The sequence below is a fragment of the Streptomyces triculaminicus genome (assembly GCF_017349075.1).
GTDB lineage: Bacteria > Actinomycetota > Actinomycetes > Streptomycetales > Streptomycetaceae > Streptomyces > Streptomyces triculaminicus.
Genome location: NZ_JAFMOF010000002.1, coordinates 1,308,627 through 1,326,358 on the forward strand (window position 1 = coordinate 1,308,627; position 17,732 = coordinate 1,326,358).

General features: G+C 70.1%; 19 protein-coding genes and 1 pseudogene. 11 read left to right on the forward strand and 9 right to left on the reverse strand.

Translation table 11 applies throughout. The annotated features are described in order from the left end of the window. Positions 1-157: 157 nt before the first annotated feature. The 3 genes from J1792_RS16015 to J1792_RS16025 are packed head-to-tail and all read right to left on the reverse strand — an operon-like array spanning position 158 to position 1,612. On the reverse strand, positions 158-451 hold the full coding sequence (locus J1792_RS16015) for a hypothetical protein (protein WP_207247532.1): 294 nt from the start codon (positions 449-451) through the stop codon (positions 158-160). 12 nt (positions 452-463) lie between these two features. Then, complete coding sequence (locus J1792_RS16020; protein ID WP_207247533.1) at positions 464-829, reverse strand: hypothetical protein; 366 nt, start codon at positions 827-829, stop codon at positions 464-466. Between the two features lie 15 nt (positions 830-844). After that, on the reverse strand, positions 845-1,612 hold the full coding sequence (locus J1792_RS16025) for a peptidoglycan-binding protein (protein ID WP_207247534.1): 768 nt from the start codon (positions 1,610-1,612) through the stop codon (positions 845-847). Between the two features lie 215 nt (positions 1,613-1,827). On the opposite strand from J1792_RS16025, the gene J1792_RS16030 reads away from it, so the two are divergent. From J1792_RS16030 to J1792_RS16065, 8 genes are all read left to right on the forward strand, one after another. Further along, positions 1,828-2,301 (forward strand): endonuclease VII domain-containing protein, encoded by a 474-nt coding sequence (locus tag J1792_RS16030; RefSeq protein WP_207247535.1) that lies wholly within the window; start codon positions 1,828-1,830, stop codon positions 2,299-2,301. After that, the gene (locus J1792_RS16035) at positions 2,298-3,251 is read left to right on the forward strand and encodes an NAD-dependent epimerase/dehydratase family protein (RefSeq protein ID WP_207247536.1); all 954 of its coding nucleotides are present in this window, start codon (positions 2,298-2,300) and stop codon (positions 3,249-3,251) included. The genes J1792_RS16030 and J1792_RS16035 overlap by 4 nt, the downstream gene beginning before the upstream one ends. Beyond that, positions 3,251-4,276, forward strand: coding sequence for a glycosyltransferase family 4 protein (locus tag J1792_RS16040; RefSeq protein ID WP_207247537.1), 1,026 nt, complete (start codon positions 3,251-3,253; stop codon positions 4,274-4,276). Before J1792_RS16035 ends, J1792_RS16040 begins: the two co-directional genes overlap by 1 nt. Then, positions 4,273-5,118: an NAD-dependent epimerase/dehydratase family protein gene (locus tag J1792_RS16045; RefSeq protein WP_207247538.1), complete on the forward strand. Its 846-nt coding sequence runs from the start codon at positions 4,273-4,275 to the stop codon at positions 5,116-5,118. The genes J1792_RS16040 and J1792_RS16045 overlap by 4 nt, the downstream gene beginning before the upstream one ends. Then, positions 5,115-5,834: a glycosyltransferase family 2 protein gene (locus J1792_RS16050; protein ID WP_207247539.1), complete on the forward strand. Its 720-nt coding sequence runs from the start codon at positions 5,115-5,117 to the stop codon at positions 5,832-5,834. Before J1792_RS16045 ends, J1792_RS16050 begins: the two co-directional genes overlap by 4 nt. Then, positions 5,831-6,706: a hypothetical protein gene (locus J1792_RS16055; RefSeq protein WP_207247540.1), complete on the forward strand. Its 876-nt coding sequence runs from the start codon at positions 5,831-5,833 to the stop codon at positions 6,704-6,706. Before J1792_RS16050 ends, J1792_RS16055 begins: the two co-directional genes overlap by 4 nt. Next, entirely contained in the window at positions 6,706-6,873 is a 168-nt protein-coding gene (locus tag J1792_RS16060) for a hypothetical protein (RefSeq protein ID WP_207247541.1), read from the forward strand. Before J1792_RS16055 ends, J1792_RS16060 begins: the two co-directional genes overlap by 1 nt. Positions 6,874-6,989: 116 nt before the next feature. Further along, positions 6,990-7,478: a hypothetical protein gene (locus J1792_RS16065; RefSeq protein ID WP_207247542.1), complete on the forward strand. Its 489-nt coding sequence runs from the start codon at positions 6,990-6,992 to the stop codon at positions 7,476-7,478. A gap of 39 nt (positions 7,479-7,517) precedes the next feature. On the opposite strand, the gene J1792_RS16070 is transcribed toward J1792_RS16065, so the two are convergent. Genes J1792_RS16070 through J1792_RS16085 form a run of 4 tightly spaced genes read right to left on the reverse strand, consistent with a single transcriptional unit; the run spans position 7,518 to position 11,936 of the window. After that, a complete protein-coding gene (locus tag J1792_RS16070) occupies positions 7,518-7,805 on the reverse strand; it encodes a DUF6332 family protein (RefSeq protein ID WP_207247543.1) in 288 nt (95 codons plus the stop codon). Positions 7,806-7,850: 45 nt separating this feature from the next. Continuing rightward, entirely contained in the window at positions 7,851-8,933 is a 1,083-nt protein-coding gene (locus J1792_RS16075) for a hypothetical protein (protein ID WP_207247544.1), read from the reverse strand. Continuing rightward, a complete protein-coding gene (locus J1792_RS16080) occupies positions 8,926-9,462 on the reverse strand; it encodes a hypothetical protein (RefSeq protein ID WP_207247545.1) in 537 nt (178 codons plus the stop codon). Before J1792_RS16080 ends, J1792_RS16075 begins: the two co-directional genes overlap by 8 nt. Beyond that, positions 9,447-11,936, reverse strand: coding sequence for a fibronectin type III domain-containing protein (locus J1792_RS16085; RefSeq protein ID WP_207247546.1), 2,490 nt, complete (start codon positions 11,934-11,936; stop codon positions 9,447-9,449). Before J1792_RS16085 ends, J1792_RS16080 begins: the two co-directional genes overlap by 16 nt. On the opposite strand from J1792_RS16085, the pseudogene J1792_RS16090 reads away from it, so the two are divergent. After that, a pseudogene (locus J1792_RS16090) lies at positions 11,932-12,273 on the forward strand (ATP-binding cassette domain-containing protein); the annotation flags it as partial. The gene J1792_RS16085 and the pseudogene J1792_RS16090 sit on opposite strands and share 5 nt — an antisense overlap. Positions 12,274-12,328: 55 nt before the next feature. On the opposite strand, the gene J1792_RS16095 reads toward J1792_RS16090, so the two are convergent. Further along, the gene (locus J1792_RS16095; protein WP_086575350.1) at positions 12,329-13,225 is read right to left on the reverse strand and encodes a helix-turn-helix transcriptional regulator; all 897 of its coding nucleotides are present in this window, start codon (positions 13,223-13,225) and stop codon (positions 12,329-12,331) included. A 182-nt stretch (positions 13,226-13,407) separates the two neighbouring features. Here J1792_RS16095 and J1792_RS16100 point away from each other — a divergent pair, with 182 nt between their 5' ends. Next, a complete protein-coding gene (locus J1792_RS16100) occupies positions 13,408-13,623 on the forward strand; it encodes a tautomerase family protein (protein WP_086575347.1) in 216 nt (71 codons plus the stop codon). A gap of 104 nt (positions 13,624-13,727) precedes the next feature. After that, complete coding sequence (locus J1792_RS16105; protein ID WP_207247548.1) at positions 13,728-17,099, forward strand: hypothetical protein; 3,372 nt, start codon at positions 13,728-13,730, stop codon at positions 17,097-17,099. A gap of 46 nt (positions 17,100-17,145) precedes the next feature. Here the strand turns inward: J1792_RS16105 and J1792_RS16110 are convergent, their stop codons facing one another. Next, positions 17,146-17,691 (reverse strand): hypothetical protein, encoded by a 546-nt coding sequence (locus J1792_RS16110; RefSeq protein ID WP_086574688.1) that lies wholly within the window; start codon positions 17,689-17,691, stop codon positions 17,146-17,148. Positions 17,692-17,732 lie beyond the last annotated feature (41 nt).

A 17,732-nucleotide genomic window follows, 5' to 3' on the forward strand; every position in this document is an offset into this window, starting at 1 on the left:
GCATCCCGTGCCTCGTTGGCGGTGGTGAGATCGTCGGTGAGGCTTTGGATGCTGAAGATGATCCAGGCCAGGGCCGCGCTCACCACAAGCGCGCCTGTGATGGCGAGGAGGTCGCCTCTGCGCCATCGCCGTTCTTCTACCCGCAGTTTGGACGGCGTCATCCTGGCCCCCGGGTGAGCATGATGATGACGGGCAGGAGCACACCGATCAGCGGCACGATGACGGCACCGATCAGCCAGCGGCGTGTGGCGACGAGCTTCTCGGCGTCCTTCTCCCGCAGCGTCTCAAGTGTCGCCACCCGGGCGGACAAGGCTTCATGCCGTAGGTCGTAGACCTCCTGGCTGACCTTGCTGTCGATGCGCCGCCCAAGTTGCTGGATGTCATCGCGCACATCCGTAAGCCGGTCCTCAAAGCGGCGTGCAAGCTCACCGAGGGTCGGCTCCTCGGACACGCGCACCTCCGGTCAGAGGCTCGATACCGGGCGAGACGGCCGGCTGGCTGCGGCCGGGACCGGGGCCGTGACCTGGGTGCGGTCGAACATGCCGACGATGGCGGTGGCGAAGGCGAGAACCACTGCCTGCTGCTCGGCGGACCAGTGGAGGCCGAAGCCGACCGCGAGGGCGAGAACGGCCTGCACCGCGCCCAGGACGGCCGCGCCGATCCCGTCGTGCGCGACGACAGCGAGAATCAGACCGACCAGTGCGGCCGCGGCGGCGTTGATCCACGTCTGCTGTTCGTCGGTCACCTCGATCGCGAACGCGGAGACGACCTTGACGGTGATGGCGATGAGAGCCAGCCACAGGGCGGGCTCACGCTTGAAGATGAGCACAGGAGTCTCCTTGGATCAGACGTTGGGGACGCGGAGTTTGGCCCAGCTGGTGGGGCCGGGGATGCCGTCGGCGTCGTCGCCGGAGTAGCCGAGCTTGCGCTGCCACGCGGCGTAGGACTGCCGGTCGGCCTCCGACCAGTCCGGGCCGGGGCCGACGCGGTAGCGGCTGCAGCCCTCGGCGACGAGGCGCTTGCCCATCTCGGTGATGATCCGGCTGTGTTGGCCGAGGTGGAAGAAGCCGGCGCCGGGGAACGGCTCGTAGGTAGGGGGCGGGGTGCCACCGGGCCGAGGGGCGCCCTTCTGCACCCATGCGTACAGCGGGCCGCCGGGGCATTCGGTGGGGTACCCGTCGCGGTGGCCGCGGATCTCGCTGCCGGCGCCGTGCTGGCGGAGAAGCTCGATGCCGTCGCGGATGGCGTGGAGCATGGCGTCGGTGGGCTCGGTGAGGCCGGAGGATCCGACGAGGCCGCAGATCGCGTAGTGGGCCCTGTTCAGGGCCTGGTTGCCGTTGGCGCCGGTGCGCTTGCCGAGGCCCCGGCCTTCGAGCAAGTAGCCGTGCGGGCAGGCGCCGAAGTTGTAGGCGATATCGCTGTAGTTCTCGGCGGTGTTGGCCAGGTGGGAAGTGCGGATGTCCTTCCACTCCTGGACGCACGCGTCGTGGTCTTCGAGCAGGGTGCGGCTGACGGGAGAGCCTTCGTAGTGGACCTTGACGCCGAGCGTGGTGGCCTGGTCCGGGGCGGCTGAGGTGGGCCAGCCGAGTTGGCTGCGGGTGATGAGCCTCATGCGTGCCTGCCTTTGGTTGGCGGTCCGGCCCTTACCAGGACCCCACCTTTGAATCGTAGACTCTCGCGCCCGGATAGCCTACGAATCCAAGGTGACGCGCTACGCTGATCTCGGGTCACGGTCCGACCCGGCGGCGGGGCCCTACGGCCGTGCGGGTCCGCGCCCCGCCGCCCCAACCCGCACACAAACGAACACACCCGCACAGAGGTACCCGCATGAATCCCCAAGCTCTGTCGTGCCCCGTCTGCAACGGGGAGTTCACCCCTCGCCGCGGCGGCCAGCAGCAGGTTTACTGCGGGCCACCGTGCCGTTCGCGCGCCAACTACCTCCGCAACGGCACACCAGCGGCTCGCGGAAGCCGCTCGGCCTACTTCGGCCAGCGATGGCGAAAGGACCCCGACTTCCGACAGAAGCGGCTCGAAGCGTCACGTTGGCAGCACATCAAGCGCAAGTACGGCCTCGACCCCGAGAGCTACCGCTTCCTCCTGGCCTCGCAGGGCAACTGCTGCGCGATATGCGGCACGAACAGCCCTGACGATGTCGGCCTGGAATGGAACGTCGACCACGATCACGCCACAGGCAAGGTCAGAGGCTTGCTCTGCCGCCGGCGCAATGGCGGCCTCGGATGGTTCAAAGACAACCCGACAGCGCTGCGCGCAGCAGCCAACTACGTGGAGAGAAACCGATGAAGGTAGCTGTCACCGGAGGCCAGGGTTTCATCGGCTCCTGGATCCGCAACGAACTCCTCGCCCGCGGGCACGAGGTCGTCGTCTTCGACCGCCACCTCCATAGCGAGATGGCCAACGGAGAAGAGTTCTTCCTCGGCGACATCCGAGATGAGACCGCCGTCGTCGAACTCGCCGCGCACGTCCAGGGCATCGTCCACCTCGCCGCTGTCCTCGGCACCCAGGAAACCATCGGCAACCCCCGGCCTTCAGCCGACACCAACATCCGCGGCTCTCTCAACGTCTTCGAAGCCGCGGACCAATACGCCATCCCCGTCGCCTACGCAGGCGTCGGCAACTACTTCATGCGCGAACAGGGCACCGGCTCGTACACGATCAGCAAGACCGCCGCCGAGGACTACGCCCGCATGTTCAACGCCTACCGCGGCGGCCAGATCGCGATCGTGCGCCCCGTGAACGCCTACGGCCCCGGGCAGAGCGTCGCCGCCCCGTACGGCACCAGCCGCGTCCGTAAGATCCTGCCGGCCTTCACCTGCCGGGCCCTCACCGGGACGCCCATCGAGGTCTACGGCGACGGCACCCAGATCTCCGACTGCGTGTACGTCGGTGACGTCGCCCGCGTCTTCGTAGCCGCCCTGGAGCACACAGCCCGGCAAGGCCCCCCGGCCGAGCCCATCGGCGTCGGCCCTGACAGCAGCTGCACCGTCCTCGACGTTGCCCGGCTCGTCGCGGCCGAGGTCGCCCGCGTCACCGGCCATGCCCCTGTCACCGTCGAACACCTGCCGATGCGTCCCGGAGAGGTCCCCAACGCCGTCGTACGCGCCGACACCAAGACGCTCCAGCAGCTGGGGCCCGAGTACACCGCTGACACGTTCGTGCCGCTCGATGAGGGCATTCGCCGCACCGTGGGGTGGTTCGCCGAGAACTGGCTTCCCGGCTATCGGGCCGCGTAATGCGCATCCACATGTGGACCGCCGACACCGCGGGCTCCGGCTGGTACCGCGGCCACCTCGTCGGCATGTCCCTCGCCTGGCTCGGCCACCAAGTCACCGTCGGCGTACGCCTGCCGGGCGACTGGGAACAGCTCGACGCGGTCGTCGGCTGCCGCGTCGCCATCCCCGGCGCGTCGAAGGCATGGCGGCAGATGAAGGCCGCCGGCGTCCGCCTCGTGCTCGACCTCGACGACGACTACTTCCACCTCGATCCGGCCAACACCACCGCTTGCGCCACGTGGACGCCAGCGCTTCAGGCCGCGCTCGCCGAGAACCTCTGCATCGCCCACGTCGTCACCTGCTGCTCCGAACCCCTCGCCAAGGTCCTGCGCGCCTACCACCACGACGTCCGCGTCATCGGTAACGGCCTGCCCGCCCAGTACCTGGGCACCCCCCGCGACTACGACCCCGAGACCCTCCGCGTCGGCTGGGCCGGCAGCAGCTCCACCTTGGCCGAACTCCCCATCGCGGCAAGGGCCCTGAACCGGATCTCCGTGTACGAGCGGCCCGCCCTGGTCCGGCTCGTCGGCGTCACCCCCGAGCAGGCCATGGCCGCCGGCTTGCGCGGTGGACGCGTCGGCGCCCTCGGCTGGGTACCGGACCAGAACCACTACCTCCAGGCTGCCGACGAGTTCGACATCTGGGTGGCGCCGTACCGCGACATCCCCTTCAACCGAGCGAAGTTCGCGACGAAGGCGTTGGAGGCCGGGTTCCTCGGAATCCCGCTGATCGCCTCCGATATCGAGCCGTACCGGCAGGCCGTCGACCACGGCGTGACCGGGTTCCTCGTCCGGCGTGACCATGAGTGGGGCCGCTACCTCAAGCAGCTCGCCGACGACCCCGAGCTGCGCCAGTCCATGGGCATGGCCGCGCGTGCCCGGGCCTCCGGCTCGATCCTCCAGGCACTCAACCAGCAGTGGGAGAAGGCGCTCACCGCTCCGGACCGCCCGCCGCCCATCAGCGCTGCCCAGGCGGTGGCCGCATGAGAGTCCTCGTGACTGGAGCCGCCGGATTCATCGGCCGCCACCTCGCCGGCCACCTCCAGCACCTCGGTCACACCGTCCGGTGGATCGACAAGCGCAACGGCCTGCCCACCTCCGACCTCCAGCGTCTGACCATCGCCGTCCATGACGCCGCGCCCGACGTCATCGTCCACCTCGGCGCCAGCTGCTCCACCGCCGTCTCACTACGCGACCCGGTCGCCGACTTCACCGACAACGTCGTCGGCACCTTCAACGTCTGCGAGGCCGCCCGCCGCAAACGGACGCCCGTGCTCTTCGTGTCCTCGGTGAAAGTCCAGCCCGGCGCCGACGGGCTGATCGCCCCCCTCGGCCAGTCCAAGCGCACCGGCGAGGACTACCTTCGCCTCTACCACCAGCTCTACGGCGTGCCCTACATCATCAACCGGCCTTCCACCGTCTACGGCCCCGGCCAGCAGGGCAGCGCGGAAGCCGGCTGGGTGACCTGGTTCCTGCGAGCAGCGCTGGAGGAGCACCCTGTCACCGTCCACGGCGACGGCACCCAGTCCCGCGACATCCTATTCGTCAGCGACTTCGTAGCCCTGCTCGTCGACCAGGTCGAGCACTTCGCCGACTATGCAGGGCAGACCTACGACGTCGGCGGAGGCCCCGATAACGAGGTGTCCCTGAATGAGCTCTTGGCCGCCCTCGCGCACACCGACGTCAGCCACGACGAACGGCTCCCTGGTGACCTTCAGCGGGTCGTCATGGACAACACCAAGGTGACCGCCGTCCGGGGCTGGCAGCCCACGACCAGCTGGCGCGAGGGCGTACGCGCCACCCTCGAGCACATGGAGCGCCACGCATGAGAGTCGGAATCGCCGTCCCGGCACGGAACGCCCTGCCGTGGATCGAGACGCTGCTCACCACGGTCAACGCGCAGACCTACCCCTGCGCGGCGTACATCGTCGACGACGCTAGCGACGACGGCATGACCCAGTTCTTGCGGGACCGGCCCGGCTGGTACCGGGACATGGAGCGCAGCGAGCAGCGCCTGGGCTGGCCGCGCGCCCTCAACGCCGCCGCGGAACTGGCCTTCGGCGACGGGTGCGACGCAGTATTCGTCGCGGCCGCCGATGACTTCCTGCGCCTGGACTGCATCGAGCAGTGCGTACGGGCCCTGCAACGCCACGACTGGGTCGTCCCCTACTCCCAGCAGATCGGCGGCGAGAACGTGGTCCAGGCGAGCCAGGAGCACATCACGCTGGCCGACTTCGCCGTGTGGCCGCCGCTCACCGACAAGGCCATGTTCCGTCGCGAGGTGTGGGAGAGCGTCGGGGGCTACTCCACGGACGTCATGGTCCCCGGTTCCTGGGGCGCGGCCGAAGACTGGGAATTCTGGATCAAGGTCTGGAAGGCCGGCTACACCGACTACGCCGTGATCAAGGAACCCCTCTACTACTACCGGATGCATGAGCAGCAGCTGGGCCTTGAGCGCGCTGCCATCCACGACGAGACCGTAGCGCTGATCCGGGCCAAACACCTGGACGTCTGGGCGCTCCACGCGGAAAGGACCAACCAATGATCAACGGCAAGCGTGTGGTCGCCTGGACCCCCTACGGCCGCACCCTCACCTACTCAATCCTCATCGAGTACCTGCGGCGCGACGTCGAGCGCGGCCTCATCGACGAGGTCTGGGCCTACATGAACACCGACCCCGTGGGCCAGGAAGACGACATCCAGTACGCCCACGAGCTCGCCGATCGCTACCCCGACTGGTTCCGGATCAAGGAGCGCCCCGCCGGCGTCGAGCGCCACCCCGGCCCGAAGCAGCGCAACACCGGCTACGCCTACCGGTACATGACCGACCCGGACACGGTGTATCTGCGATTCGACGACGACATCGTCTACCTCCACGAGGACGCGATCTCGAATCTCGTCGAGAAGCGACTGGAGATGCCCCACGCGACCGCGATCTTCGCGACCGCCTGGAACAACGCCATCGTCTCCTGGTACGCCCAGATGGCCGGCGTCATCCCGGAGACCTTCGGACGCCTGGGCGCCGAACCGTTCTGCATGGACCCGATGGGCTGGGCGAACGGCCAGTTCGCCGTGGACATCCACCACCTGCTGCTCGACAAGATCGAGACGGGCCGGGTCGAGGACCTGTACCTCTACCAGGACTTCCCGATCAAGCCCGGCACCCAGTTCTCCGTGTCCTGCTTCGCCAGCCTCGGCACCCTGTACGCCAGCCTCCCCGACGGGCCCGGCGTCCTGGTCCCCGACGAGGAGGAGCACTGGCACACCGTCCACCAGCCCACCGTCACCGGGCAGCCGAACATCCTCATCGGCAACGCCATCGTCTCCCACTTCACGTTCTTCCCGCAGCGCGCCATCGTCCTCGCCTCCGACGTCCTGGACCGCTACCGGGCCCTCGCTGAGAAGGTGGCGGCGTAATGGCACGGCAGATCAGTATGGAGGCGGCCCTAGTCGCATATCGGCGTAAGCTGGCCGAGCTGGTGGATGCGAATGTGCTGCTGGAAGCACGTGTCGAACAACTGGAATTGGAGCTTACGCAAGCGCAAGCGGAGAATGGACGGTCGGATTCCGAAGCATCGGCATAGCAATACCGGGCACCTCGAACTGTAGGCCGAAATTCATCTGGCCCTTGCTTGGTATGCCGAACAATCATTGCCGGGCACAACAAGCCAGGCCATCAACAGGCAATGAGAGGTACCGCATGCCCGCGTTAAGACGCGCCGCGCTCGCCGTCGCAGGGGCCACCGCCCTGCTGCCCTTCGCCGCTGGAACGAGCGCAGCCGCCGAACCCATCCCGTCCCCGGAACCGCCCCCCGGGAGCACCCAGTACATCAGCGAAAAGGAACTTGCCGACCTGACTGGCGGCACCACCTTCGGAGTCACGGTCGAGGCTCGCACGACCGACAGTGGCGCTATCGGTGGACGAGCACACTGGATCGCAGACGGCGACAAGGTAGCTGCCTGTGATACTCAGGCGGACGGCAAACGGGTCCGGGCCACGATCTACTGGAACGACTCGACAGGCAGTCACTACGCCTGGGTCGAGGACGCCAATGGCGCTAATGGCGACTGCATGATCAGAAACGACCTGGACCTTCCCGAGGGAACGAAGGTCGGCCTCGAAGTCTGCCTGAAGAGCGGATCCGAAGGCCGCAAGGAATACTGCGGAACCGCAACCGGCGTAGCCTAGGTCATCTGCGCGGCAGTCCGCTTCACGGACCGAAATCTGTCATTGCAGGCTGCCGCGCTCCCGCAACGCCGACCGGAGCTTGAAAAGTAGCGTTACGACTCGCACGACAAAGCCCACTGCCGCCACGACCGCAGCGGACCTAAATAGTCCCGATTCAAGAGCCGCGCTCAAGTCGAATAACAGAGCTGGACCTGCTACGACGAAGAACAGTAGCGCTGCGACAACCGAGCCGGCGACAACAGAAAACGAGATCTCGACGGTGATCGCATCCCGAATTTGCTGACGGTGTGGTCCGGCTGCGCCTGGGGCATCCTCAAGGTGGCTCATGCCCGTAGTCTGCCACCCGACAGTCAGGCGCAACCGGGCATGATGCTAGGCGACGCGTTCGGCGATGTAGCCGTCCATGGTCAGCGTGTTGGAGGCGGACGCCGCGGACCACAGGCCGGTGATCACGAGGTCGTTGGACGTGGTCGTGTCGCGCACAGCGCCGGCGGTTCCGTCGGCCAGCACGGTGCAGTCCGTGGTGGTGCTGGAGCCCGAAGTCGGGATACTGGACTGCGACACGATGCTCGACGCCCACGTACCGGACGCGCCCGTCGCGGTGCAGGTCACCAGGAGCGAGGACCGCCACCGCTTCGAGGTGACGCCGCTGGCGAAAGTGAAGGTGTTCGGGCTCAGCGAAGTGCCGCTGACCCCACCGATCCGCCCCCGGAAGGTAATCGTGGGTGTGCCGGTGCACCCGGCCTGTCCCCACATCTCGATGCGGTAGCAGGCCCCAACGACGGCGTCACCGGCGGGGATCGTGAACGACGCGAGTACGGTCTCGGTCGTCGAGTTCGCAAGGGTGACCGCCCCGCCGAAAACCTTCGGCCGGTAGACCAGAGTCCCGTTGACGAGCTTCAGATCGCCGCCAACCGTCACGTTGCCGACGGTCACGAGCGCGTCGTCCGTCTTCAGCGTGTTGGCAGCCGAGCGGTAGAGGTTGGTGTCCGGCGTTGCGCTTCCCGAGCCCCAGTTGAGGGTGCCGTCGGTGTCCACGAGGAAGCGGTCCTGGGTGTCGCCACTGACCCGTCCGGAGATTAGGTCCGTGCCTGCGGCCGAGTTGAGGGCCGCGAACGTCGCAGAGGACCCGGAGGCGTTGACGTTGACCTGTTTGCCAGACGCGATCTTCAGGTTCTGGCTGAAGGTCGCCGAGCTGTTCGGGATCTCCACCCACGAGGCGCTGGCCGGGCTCGTGCCATTCGAGAAATACGTCCGGTAGCTCGTGTCGCTCTCGAAGATCGGCTTGCCGGAGTACGGCGATGAGGGCCGGGTCGATGAGGTGCACGACTGGAAGCCGACGGCCGCATCGATCTTGTCCAGATTCTGCCCGATGTCCTGGGTGTACGAGACGAGCTCGGAGCCGTCCGACTTGGACTTATACATCGCCAGGCGGGTCGTGGACGGGTCAGGCACGGGGAACCTCCTCGATCGGCACGGGCAGGCCCCCGTACAGGTGCTTCCAGCGGTTGATGTCTACGGCCATGGCCTTCGCCCGCCGTCCCTCCGGCGTGATGCCGTGGCGCGCGCGGATCACATCCAGCGGATCCGGCCCCTTGGCCGGAGCTTCGATGCGCACGTGCTCGGCTTTTACCTGGCTGATGAGCTCGCGGTGCGCGTCACGGGCCTGGCCGGTCGTCGTCGCCGTGTACAGCGTCACCCGCGGCTTGGCCGCTACAGCCCGCGCCGTCGTACTGGTCAAAGAGACCGGGGCCCCTGCTGGCTCGCGCGGTACGTGGGGTTCGTGAAGGATCACCTCGAGGATCTCGGCCGGGTCGTCGAGGCCGTACTCAGCCGCCCGCCATTCCAGGGTCGCCTTCGGGAAGTGGTGGGCGTGCCTCTGCCCATCGGCGGTCTCGTAGGTGACCTGCCACAGCTCCCGTTGCGTGTCCTCGGCAACGTCGATGACGGTGTACTTGATAGTCATAATCACACCCTGAAGCACCAGAAGTTGACATCCCAGAAGCCGGAGCCGGCCGGGTTGATGGTGACTGTGAAGCCCGTGGTGGACTCTGCGGAGAGCCGGACCTGGTGGTCGATGTCGTCGTACACGGTCACCACCGGGCGAGGAGTCGACGTCATGGTCGGCCCGTAGGAGAGCGATACTCCCGTGCCGCCGTTTGTACTCACATGCCCGGTGAAGATTCCCTCGTCGGCGGAGGCTGAGACGTAGTCGCGCCAGACACCGATGTGCCTGGTGGCCCCACCGCTCTCGTACTGGTGGTAATTGGTGCTGGAGCTGCCGTTGTTCCAGCCGATGGTCGTGAGTGTGGCCGAGGCGGTGATGTAGCCACCGGTCACGCCACCACTCTCGTAGCCGGCAAAGAGAGTCCCGCCCGTACCTGCCGTAGCGATGACGAAGGCGCCGCGTGCCGCTTCAGTGTCGGCACGAATCGTCTCCAGACGTGCGCCCCCAGAGGTCGCGAGGAAGGCACGGGAAACTACCTGGACGCCGGTTCCGTCATCGAACGGGCTGGAGTTGATGCCGACAGCCACGTCGGAGCCGCTGCTCACCCCGTTGATGAACCCGAAGTCAGAACCGCTGTTCGGGTAGAAACGGATCTCCGGTAGGAACGTTGCCGTGGGGTTGATCTCCAGCCGCTTGCCCGAGGTGCCGGATACGAGCTGGCCGATGATGGACACGTCCCCCGTGGAGGCGTCAGCGAAGAAGGTCCGGGTGCCGGCAGAGTTGTACGCCGAGATCCCGGAGGACGACATCTCTGCCCGGGCCCCGGTGTCGGCGGTCTTGATCCGAGCGCCGACAATCGAGTCCGCGCTGATCGTCCCGGCCGTGACCTTGGTGACCGTAAGGTCCGAGATATGCGCATCATCGATGAGGAGCGCCGTGGTGGTCGCCGCGTCGGACGGGCCGCTCTTGTTGCCCGTGATGTCCACGGCCACCACCCGCACGTAGCGCGCCGAGGTCTCCTCGACCGGCACCGTGACGACGACCGGGATCTGCGCCTGGATCATCCCGGCCGTCGCTGAGGCCTTGCCCTTGAGCGTGGACTCGGACGGCGTGAAGGTGGGCTCGTAGTCGACGTGGATCTCCAGGTGATGGAGGTCCGACTCCAAGTTGTATGTACCGCCTGATGATGCCTTCCCGAGCGTGTGCGTGACCTGGACCGCGATCCGGGACGCGGCCACCGTCGGGGCAGCCGGCGTCGAGGGCGGGATGTTGTCCGCGCTCGCCACGAACGTCGTCGTCCCCGACCAGGCGCCGGTGTTCCCGGCCTTGTCCACGGCCCGGATCTGCACGTCGTACCCGACCCCGGGGGAGAGATCCTGCAGCTGTGCGGTGGTCTGGTCCCACGCCACCACCATGGTCTGCCACTGCCCGTCCGGCGCGGCGAACGGCTGCGCCCAGGTCTGCATGTCGGCCCAGCGGATCTGCGAGACCTGCGTCCACGTGGCCGGGTAGATCATGTCGGTGTCGACGGCCCACCGGAGCTCGTAGTGATCGCCGTCGATGATCGTGGAGTTGTCGGTGTTGAGTGGGGCGTTCCAGGAGACGATGACCCGCGCTCGAGTAAATCCTCGGCTGTCGAGGTAGGCCATGCCCGTGAACGGCTCGATCAGCGTCGGCACGCCCGGGACGCTGGTGTCCGCGTTCGGCCGGGAGCCGACCGGTTCGGTGCCGGACGCGCTGAGCTGGCGGGAGAAGTCGCCCACGGTCACGCTGACGCTGCCCGCGCCCTCGAACGCGACGTAGTCCGTAAGGTCCATCCACGTACCGTCAGTGGCCCGGTAGGCAACGGTGTAGCCCGAGGTGACGGGCCTGCTGGTCTCGGTCACCTGGAGCTTCATGGGGTTCAGGCGCTGGCCGCGGAAGACGATCTCGTTCGCGGTGTCGACGATCCCCGCCTCCGGGCTGTACACCCACACGCGGTCTCCGACGGAGAACGTGCCGTGGATGTCGTAGTCGGACGTCGACAGGCGCAGTTCGTTGCGGGTGGAGGTGAACCGATTGAGCTGGAGCTGGGCGCGTGTGGAGGCGTTACTGGTGGAGGTGTCTGACTCGGACACCAGCCTGGTCAGCCGGACCGCGTTGCCGTGGATGTCCTTGTAGGAGGTGGCCGGCGAGATGTCCGCCGCGCCAGTGGCGATGCTCGTGCCGTCGCCCTCGGCGAGGAGGACGACGCGCGTGGTGTAGTCCTCGGCGTCCCGGGTTACGTCGAAGCTGCCGGGCAGGGCCCGCATGCTCATGTCCTCGCCCGTGCCCTTGCCGGTGATCAGGCACTGGGGGGTCGTCACGAAGAGGTTCGACTCGGGGCCGGCGTCCAGGGTGCCGTTGCCGTTGACGCGCCACGACACCGGTACAGAGGTTGTCGACATCGTGTCGCACACGTACGTGATGGCCTGGCGGGGAGACTCGTACTGGTGGCGTCCGGTGTAGGTCCCCGACCTGCGGGACGCCATGTCCGCCCTGAGCCGCTACGGCCTCGCCGGCGCCGGCCGGCAGAGCTTCGAGACGCTCTCCGGCGGCCAGCAGGCACGGTTCCAGATCCTCCTGCTGGAACTGGCCGGGGCCACCCTGCTGCTCCTCGACGAGCCCACCGACAACCTCGACCTCATCTCCGCCGAGGCCCTGGAAGCGGCCCTGAACACCTTCACCGGCACCGTCGTCGCGGTCACCCACGACCGCTGGTTCGCCCGCGCCTTCGGCCGCTTCCTCGTCTTCCGCGAGGACGGCCGGGTGGTGGAGAGCGACGAACCGGTCTGGGACGAGGGACGCGTGGCCCGCGCCCGGCGATGAACCCGCGGACGGAGAAACAGGCCGCGACGGCGCGTTCGCCCCGCCTCCGGCACGGCTACGCCTGCCCCTTCCCGGCCCGTGCCCGCGCTCCCTCCCGGACGGTGTTCTCGGCCGCCGACATGTCCTGGGTGCCGATGACGGACAGCAGCTCCAGCTGGGCGGCGGCTCGGGTGCCGGGCGGGGCGGTGAACCACTGCAGGCGCTGGTGCCCGTCCTCGCTGAACAGGGTGTGACAGTCCAGCTCGATGACGCCCAGCGCGGCATGGACGATGCGCTTGCGGTCGACGCGGCGCAGGCCGACGTCGCGGGTCTCCCACAGGGCGGTGAACTCCGTGCTGCGCCGCCGCAGCGCCGTCACCAGAGCGGTGATCTCGCCGTCGCAGCCCCGCCGGGCGCCGACCGCCCGGAGATCGGCGACGAAGACCCGAGAGTGGTGCGCGTGCTCGTCGGCCGGATAGAGGGCGCGGGCGGCGGGGTCGGTGAACCAGCGGTAGACGAAGCTCGCCGCCGGGCCGCGTACGGCCGGATGCCGGCCGACCAGGGCCGCGGCCAGGTCGTTCTGGGCGAGCGTCTCGTGCAGGTCGGTGATGACCTGGGCGGGAGTGGTGGTGAGCCGGTCCAGCAGGCCGAGCAGGGCCGGCTGGACGTGCGCCGTGGGGCCGTGCGCCGCCTGGGGAAGGGGGCGGCCGGCGAGGTGGAACAGGTGGTCGCGTTCGTCGCCGCTCAGCCGCAGCGCCCGGGCCAGGGCGGTCAGGGCGTGTTCCGAGGGCTGGGAGCCGCGCCCGCGCTCCAGTTCGGTGTAGTAGTCCGACGACAGGGCTGCCAGCTGCGCGACCTCCTCGCGCCGCAGGCCGGGCACCCGGCGCCTGGGTCCGGTGGGCAGTCCCACGTCGGCCGGACGGATACGGGCGCGGCGGGACTTGAGGAACGCGGCGAGTTCGGAGAGGTTCACGCCGCCCATCGTCACCCGCACCGCGAGGGCCGATCCAGGGGGTGGCATCCCCTGGGTGGACACAACCCTGGCTGGCGGCGGGGCACCCGGCCGATCGTGGGGCACGGAACGGCGACGCCGCCGTTGCCCGACGGCCTGACCGCGGGCGGTTCCGCACACCTCGTCGCAGAAGGAGAACGCACATGCTGTTCGCGAACTTCAAGGTTCCCGCGCACACCCTCAGCGAGGAGCAGAAGCAGCAGATCATCGCCCGCACCACCGACCTGTACGCCGAGCTCTACGGCGAACGCGCCCGCACCACCACCATGGTGCTGGTCGAGGAGGTCGCCGACGGCGGCTGGGGCATCGGCGGCGACGTCCTGACCCTCGCCAAGCTGTGGGAGATGCCCCAGCCCTGACCGACCGGACCGGCCTCGAGGCGCCCGGGGCTTCACGGCCGGAGGCGGGGGAGCCCCTCCGATAAGAATTGGGCGGGAGGCGAGGCGTCGGCGAGAATCCCGGCATGATCCAGAAGCCCGTGGCCGCGCTCGTCGACGAACTGCTCGCCGCCGACGCACCGATGTCGTACCGCCGCCGCCTGACCCACACCGCCCTCCGCGCGAAGGGACTGCGCGGCAGCGGCGAACTGCGCGCGATGGTCGACGAGCTGGCGGGGCGCGGGGCGTACGAGCGGGGGCTCGCGGCGCTGGCCGCCGAGGCCGGCCGCGACTTCGCCTGGCTGGAGACCCGCCTGACCGACCCCGATCCGGTCGTCCGGCTCCACGCCGTCTCCGCCGTCCGGCGGGGGCACATACCGGACGCCGCTGTTATGGCGGCGATGGACGACGCCCCCGCCGTCGTCCGGCACGAGCTGACGCGCGCCGTCGTCACCGGCAGGCGCACCGGCCTCGCCGACGCGCTCATCGGGCCCCTCCGCGCCCGCTGGGGGGACGCGGAGGCCGTCAGGCTGCTGCCCGGCTGCGGCCCGGCCACCGTCGCCGAACTGCTGCCCGGCCTCTTCCACGCCGTCATCGGCTGGACGGCCCTCGCCCGCCACCACGCCGCGCTCATCGTCGACGAGGCCGAGCGCCAGCTCACCGCCCTGCCGGAGGCCGCGCGGCGCGCCTGGTGGCAGGCGAACGGGGCGAGCGTGGCGGCCGCGGCCGAGACCGAACCCCTGCGCGTGCTCGACCTGCTGGAACGCCTGTGCCACGGGGAGCTGACCTGGCGCATCGAGCACCGGATCGGCAGGCTGGCGGCCGCGGACCCGGGCCGTACCCTCCGCCTGCTGCTCGCGCCCGAACGCGGCACCGCGCACCTCCACCGGCTCGGCACACCCCTGCTGCGCACCCTGGTGCGCCTCGACCCGCCCGAACTCCCCGACCTGGCCCGCGCCCTGGCCCCCGAGCCCCGCCAGCTGACGCGCCTGCTGCGCGTCATGGCCCCGTCCCGGCGCGCCGCCTGCTACGACACCGCCATGACCGGGCGCTCCGGCCGCGCCGGCCTGCCCGACGACCTCCTCGAGGTGCTGCCGCGGGCGCGGCGCGAGGCCGAGGCGCGGCGGATGGCCGCGCAGGCCCGGGAGTACGGGGGCTCCTGGCAGCTGATCCTCGCCGCCGTCTCGTTCCTGCCGGTGGCCGAGGCACGGCCGGAACTGCTCGCCGCGACCCGCCGTTCCGCGGCCGAGGACCGCGCGTACGCCTACCCCCTGCTGCTGCGCAACGCCGCGCGCACACGCGAGCCGGCCGTCCTCACCGAACTCCTCGCGGAGCACCTGGGACGGCTGCGCAACGAACAGGACCCCGTGCGCTCCCCGGCGCTCGCCGCGCTCGCCGCCGTCCACCCGGCCCTGTTCACCGACGCGGCCGCCCCCCACCTCGAGCGCGTCACCACGGACGCGCTCGAGGCCCGCGACCTCTCCTGGAACGGCGTCTCCGCCCTCGGCAAGCTGGCCGAGGCCGTGCTGCGCGAACACGCCGGCACCGGCGAGAAGGAGCTGACGGCCTGGGCGCTGCGCACCCTCGTCCGGCTCTTCGCCACCAGCCGCCCGCGCCTCACGGGACTGCGGCGCGGGCAGGAGCGCGAGGTCGTCGACGCGCTGCTCCCCTCCCTCGAAGCGGCCGTGTCCAGGGCCGAGTACGCGCCGGCGCTCGACCTGATCCGCAGGCTCGAGCGGCGCGCCCACGCCGTGCCCGAGCTGCAGGACATCCTGTGGCGGGTGATCCGGGACGGCGACGAGAACATGGCGACCCAGGCCGTGTGGCTGTGGCTGGACGACATCACCACCCGCGACGAACGCCTGCCCCGGCTCCTCGCCCTGGACCCCTCGTTCGCCACCCACCCCCTCGTCACGCCGACACTCGCCGGCCGCCGCATGGACCTGCTGGACGTCGTGCTGGGCGACACCCCGCCGTACGGACGTCTGCTGGCCGAGAACCGCCACTGGGTGCCGCACGTCGGCCCCTCCACCCGCCACTGGCCGCCGCGACACCAGGCCGCCGCGGCACGGCTGCTGGCCCGCGCCGCGGACGACACCACACTCCACATGCACTGGCGCGTATCGGCCATCTGGTCGGCCGCCTGGATCCCCGGGCACGGCACCGAGCTGCTGCGGCGCTTCGCCGACAGCACGGAGGTGCCGCTGGCCGAGGCCGCGCTCGCGGCGATGGCGCACACGGACCGGCCGGAAGAACACCTGACGACGCTGCTCGCCCACGCCGGCGGGGACCGCGCCCGGGTGGCGATCTACGCCGCGACCCGCGTGAGCCGCTTCGTCGCCCCCTCCCGCCTGGCCGGGGAGCTACGCGCCCTGCTGCTCGCCGACAGCGGGGTGAAGGTGACCAGCCGCAAGGAAGCGGCCAGGCTCGCCGCCGGCTCGCTGCCGGTACGGGAAGCGGCCGCCCTCCTCGCCGAGGCCTGCGCGCACCCGGGCCAGCACCACGACGTGCGGGCCGCCTGCGTGGCCGTCACGACGGGACTGCTGGACCACGCGGAGGCCTGGGCGCTGCTGGAGGACGCCGTGACCGGCCGGCGCGAGCTGCGCCAGGCGGTGCTCGGCACCTCGCCCTACCAGCTGCCGGAGCGGCACCGCCCGCGCTACGCACGGCTGGTCCACGCCCTGTGCCGCACGGACGACCCCGAGGTCGCGGTGGCCGCGTACACGGCGCTCGGACAGTGGTCGCGCTGGGTGCCGGAGGCGGCCGACACGCTCGTGGACGTCGTCACCGACCTGGACGACCGCACCGGCTGGCGGGCCGCGGCCCTCGCGCTGTGCCACCTCGTCACCACGGGCGGCCCGTCCGGCACCCCGGACCCCGCGCCCCTGACTCGCGCCCTCGCCGCGCTGATCGCCGCCGACGCGGGCGGCGGTACGCCCGACGCGGAGCCCGACCGCGACCGGCCCGCCCGCCGCCGCGTCCGGTACGTCGTCACCGACGCCCAGGGCTGCCGGTGGAACCACCACGCCACCCTGCCCGTGACACACGCCGTCATCGAACTCCTCGGCGGCTCACCGGACTTCGTCGCCGACGCGGTGGACCTGGCGGTCCGGGCCCTCGACCTGGACGCGGCACCGGACACGCTGGCGACGGAGCTGACACGCCTGGCCCGGCGGCACGAGGGCAGGCCCGCCCTCGCCGTCCGTACCGCAACCGCGCTCGAGGCGCGGCTGCGGACCGAGCGGGGCGGCGACGACGAGGCGTTCGCCCACGCCGCATGGGTCCTGTCCGAGGAAGGCGGCCATGCCGCCGGGCTGTTCGCGGTGGGTCTCACGGCCGCCCGCGGCCGTCGCACCGACTGGGCGGAGCGCTGGCGCGAGCGACTGTGCGCGCTGCGCCGCCACCCGCACCCGGACGTCCGCGACGCCGCCCTCGCGCCGGCCACCGCCGAGGAATAGCGGTCGCCGGCCCTCGGCAGGTGCGGGCGCGTCAGCTGCGCGAGCGTCAGCTCTCCACCGTCTGCACCTGCGGCGGATGGCCGTTCCAGGTGACGAACACCGACGTGGTCCGCAGGCCGGCCACGAAGTCCACCCGGATCCAGGCGCTCTGCTTCCACACCCGCATCCGCCAGCCCTCGTCCGGCGTGGCCGAGACGAGCGTGGCCGAGCTCTCCCCGAGATCGAAGACAGCCCGCCCGCCCCGGACCGGATAGCTCTTCACCGCACCGCCGCCCGACGCCGGCCGTTCCTCGGGGTGCGGCGCCGCCCCCGCCTCGTCCTCCGGCGTGGGCGTGGGTGTGACGTGCCGCGCGGACGGCCCCGCGGTGCTCGCCGACGCGGACGGGGACGGGGGTGGCGACGGTGGCAGCGGGGCACGGGCCGAGGGGGCCGGACCGCCCGTCTCCGGCGCCGCGCCGCCGGAGATCGGCAGCGCGCGCGGCGGCTCGTAGGCCGTGCCCGCCAGCACGGTCCGCACCCCGTACCAGGACACCGCCATGGCTGCCGCGGTCGCCAGAACCCACACCAGGGCCTGCATGATTCCTCGCCTCACCTGGCTCATGGTGCCTCACTCGAATGGCGTACGGTGCCGCC